Source organism: Acidobacteriota bacterium (assembly GCA_016196065.1).
GTDB lineage: Bacteria > Acidobacteriota > Terriglobia > Terriglobales > Acidobacteriaceae > Acidiflorens.
Genome location: JACPYL010000006.1, coordinates 1 through 3,544, shown reverse-complemented (window position 1 = coordinate 3,544; position 3,544 = coordinate 1). Strand labels below are relative to the sequence as shown.

Genomic DNA, 3,544 nt, shown 5'->3' with positions numbered 1-3,544 from the left:
CGTAGGCTTTGTATTCACCGCCGTGCAGCCCTGCCATGACTTTGGTCAAGGCCGCCGTCAGGGTGGTCTTGCCATGGTCTACGTGGCCGATGGTGCCTACGTTTAAATGCGGCTTGGTCCGCTCAAATTTTGCCTTGGACATCAGAATATCTCCCTACAATACCTAATTAACAGAACTGTTTAACTCGCGGCTCAGCCAATGGAGCCCATAATCGGAATCGAACCGATGACCTCTTCCTTACCAAGGAAGTGCTCTACCGACTGAGCTATATGGGCATGTTCAAACTATCTCGGCCGTCCTTGGCGAAGCCCTAGCTCACATATCAGCACCTGCCCGCCATCCCTAGACGGGCGCTCGTGGCTCCTAATCCCGCCACTCGCCCGACTGAGCTATATGGGCTTTGATCCCGTCACTTGGTAGCCGGCCACCGTCAACTGAAAACTGGTAACTAAAAAAACTGGAGCGGGTGATGGGAATCGAACCCACGCTATCAGCTTGGAAGGCTGAAGTTCTACCATTGAACTACACCCGCCCTGCAAAACAGATACACTGACAGCACCTGAACCCCTCATTGCCTCGCCTCCGCCAAGTTATCCTCATGGGCGTCTTGGTGGAGGGGGGAGGATTCGAACCTCCGAAGGCTGAGCCGTCAGATTTACAGTCTGATCCCTTTGACCGCTCGGGAACCCCTCCGCAAATATAAGCCGGTTATTTTGCTGGAAATATAGCGTAGCGTCAACTATTCTGGCTGTGAGGTGTCACGACTATGAGAGGAATCAAGTAAGCAAACCCTCCCGCCGGCTGTTAAAATAGGTTTTTTATGACCCGGGCCACATACTCGCGGCAAAGAGGACTTTAAACTAAAATTATAACCCAAACCTTACGCCGCCGCCATTCGAGCCCGGACGGGTTGGGGGTGTCATGGCGTACTGGGTAGAAATGCTATGATTCCATCATAGTCAACCTACCCCGTCTCACCGGCGAACTAAAAAAACACAATGAAAATAACTATTTATGGATCAGGCTACGTCGGGCTGGTAAGCGGCGCGTGCCTCGCGCAGATGGGCAATGAGGTCGTGTGCATGGACACCGACGCCCGCAAGGTCGAGATGCTGACCCAAGGGAAGATCCCCATTTATGAACCCGGGCTGGAGGACCTGGTGCAGTCCAACCTCAAGGACGGCCGCCTGTCCTTCACCACCGGTATGCAGGCCGCCGCCGCGCACGGCCTGTTTCAGTTCATCGCCGTGGGCACCCCTCCCGGAGAAGACGGCAGCGCCGATTTAAGCCATGTCCTCGCGGTGGCGCGCGCCATCGGCGAGCACCTGAACGGCTACCGCATCGTCGTGAATAAATCCACTGTGCCGGTAGGCACAGCCGATAAGGTCCAGGCGGTCATCCGCGATACCCTCCAGCGGCGCGGCGCGCAGGTGGAGTTCGATGTCGCCTCCAATCCTGAATTTCTCAAGGAAGGCGCCGCGGTGGATGATTTTATGCGCCCGGACCGGATCATCCTCGGCGCGGATAATCCGCGCACCGTTGAATTGCTGCGCGCCCTGTATGCGCCCTTTAACCGCAATCACGATCGCATGGTGGTGATGGACGTGCGCTCGGCCGAACTGACCAAATACGCAGCCAACGCCATGCTCGCCACCAAGATCAGCTTCATGAACGAGCTTGCCAACGTCGCAGAGCGGGTCGGCGCGGACATCGAGCAGGTGCGGCTGGGCATCGGTTCCGATCCGCGCATCGGCTATCATTTTATTTATCCCGGCTGCGGTTACGGCGGCTCGTGCTTCCCGAAAGACGTGCAGGCCCTGGTGCATACCGCCGCTCAGGCTGGCTATCCGGCGCAATTGCTGTCCTCCGTGGAGGCCGTCAATGCCCGTCAAAAGCAGGTGTTATTCGAAAAGATCTCCAAACATTTCGACGGCGCGCTGCGCGGCAAGACCCTCGCGCTGTGGGGGCTGGCCTTCAAGCCCAACACCGACGACATGCGCGAAGCGCCCAGCCGCACCTTGATGGAGGCGCTGTGGGCGGCGGGCGCCAAGGTGCGGGCCTACGATCCGGCGGCCATGGAACAGACGCGCGCGATCTACGGCGAACGCCCCGATCTGCAACTTTGTCCCGATAAAGAACATGCCCTGCAAGGCGCCGACGCCTTGGTTCTGGTGACCGAGTGGAACGTGTTTCGCAGCCCGGATCTCGAGCAGATCAAACACCTGCTCAACGCGCCGGTGATCCTCGACGGCCGCAACCTCTATGACCCGCAGTTAGTGGCCAGAGCGGGCTTCATCTATTACGCGATGGGCAGGGGAACGCCCTCGCCCGGCATGATCCACAAGCCGGAATCCGACAGCCAGGCGCGCACGGAACGAGAGTGAAGATACTCGTCACCGGCAGCGCCGGCTTTATCGGCGCGGCGCTCACGCCGCGCCTGCTCGAACGTGGCGATGAGGTCATCGGCGTTGATAATCTCAACGACTATTACGACGTCAACCTCAAGCTCGCGCGATTGGCCCGCTACTCAGACCATCCCCGTTTCACCGAGGCGCGCGTCAACCTGCAAGACCGCGCCGGCTTGGCACACGTGTTCACGCAACACAAACCGCAGCGCGTCGTCGCCCTCGCCGCTCAAGCCGGTGTGCGCTATTCACTGCAAAATCCGCACGCGTACATAGAGTCCAACATCGTCGGCTTTCTCAACGTCCTGGAAGGCTGCCGCCATCACAATGTGGAACATCTCGTCTACGCCTCCAGCAGTTCGGTCTACGGCGCCAACACCAAGATGCCGTTCTCGGTGCATGACAACGTGGATCATCCGGTGAGCCTGTATGCCGCCAGCAAAAAAGCCAATGAGTTGATGGCGCACACCTACAGCCATTTATACCGCCTGCCTGTGACAGGCCTGCGCTTTTTCACCGTGTACGGACCGTGGGGAAGGCCCGACATGGCGCTTTTTATCTTCACCAAGAAAATTCTCGCGGGCGAACCGATAGATGTTTTTAATCATGGCAAACACAAACGTGACTTCACCTATATAGACGATATCGTGGAAGGCGTGGTGCGCGTGCTGGATAAAATTCCAGAACCTGATCCTGACTGGAGCGGCGCGGCGCCCGATCCCGCCAGCAGTCTTGCGCCTTACCGCTTATATAACATTGGCCACAATCAGCCGGTGGAACTGATGCACTTCATTGCAACATTGGAAAAGCATCTCGGCAAAAAAGCCATTCTCAATATGCTGCCTTTACAGGCGGGTGACATCCCGGCGACGTATGCGGACGTAGATGATTTGATACGCGACGTGGGATATAAACCAACAACCTCCATAGAAGAAGGCATCGCGCGCTTTGTGGAGTGGTATAAAAATTATTACTCCATTTAAACCCCCTCTCCCTTCGGGAGAGCAACCGTGTTCCAAGTCAAGCGATTTTGGGGTTCCACGGGGTATTGTTTTTTAACATAGAATTCATGATGGTTAACAATTTTCTCATGCAAGCAACGATCACGACTTTAGGCGGTTTGCCAGCCTTTTTCAGG

General features: G+C 56.8%; 3 protein-coding genes and 3 tRNA genes. 2 read left to right on the top strand and 4 right to left on the bottom strand.

All coding sequences use genetic code 11. The features are described from left to right. The 4 genes from tuf to HY010_01030 all read right to left on the bottom strand — a co-directional run. The coding region (gene tuf, locus HY010_01045) for an elongation factor Tu (protein MBI3474289.1) at nt 1-142 on the bottom strand (142 nt) is incomplete at its 3' end. 58 nt (nt 143-200) lie between these two features. Continuing rightward, a tRNA-Thr gene (locus tag HY010_01040) sits at nt 201-276 on the bottom strand. Nucleotides 277-459: 183 nt separating this feature from the next. Then, nucleotides 460-533, bottom strand: a tRNA-Gly gene (locus HY010_01035). Between the two features lie 76 nt (nt 534-609). Next, nucleotides 610-694 (bottom strand) — tRNA-Tyr (locus HY010_01030). A gap of 305 nt (nt 695-999) precedes the next feature. Between HY010_01030 and HY010_01025 the strand changes: the two genes are divergently transcribed. Together HY010_01025 and HY010_01020 are read left to right on the top strand one after the other, a co-directional pair. After that, nucleotides 1,000-2,385 (top strand): UDP-glucose/GDP-mannose dehydrogenase family protein, encoded by a 1,386-nt coding sequence (locus HY010_01025; protein ID MBI3474288.1) that lies wholly within the window; start codon nt 1,000-1,002, stop codon nt 2,383-2,385. Continuing rightward, nucleotides 2,382-3,389 carry an NAD-dependent epimerase gene (locus tag HY010_01020; GenBank protein ID MBI3474287.1) on the top strand — a complete coding sequence of 336 codons (1,008 nt, stop codon included), beginning with the start codon at nt 2,382-2,384 and terminating at the stop codon, nt 3,387-3,389. Before HY010_01025 ends, HY010_01020 begins: the two co-directional genes overlap by 4 nt. Nucleotides 3,390-3,544: the final 155 nt, after the last annotated feature.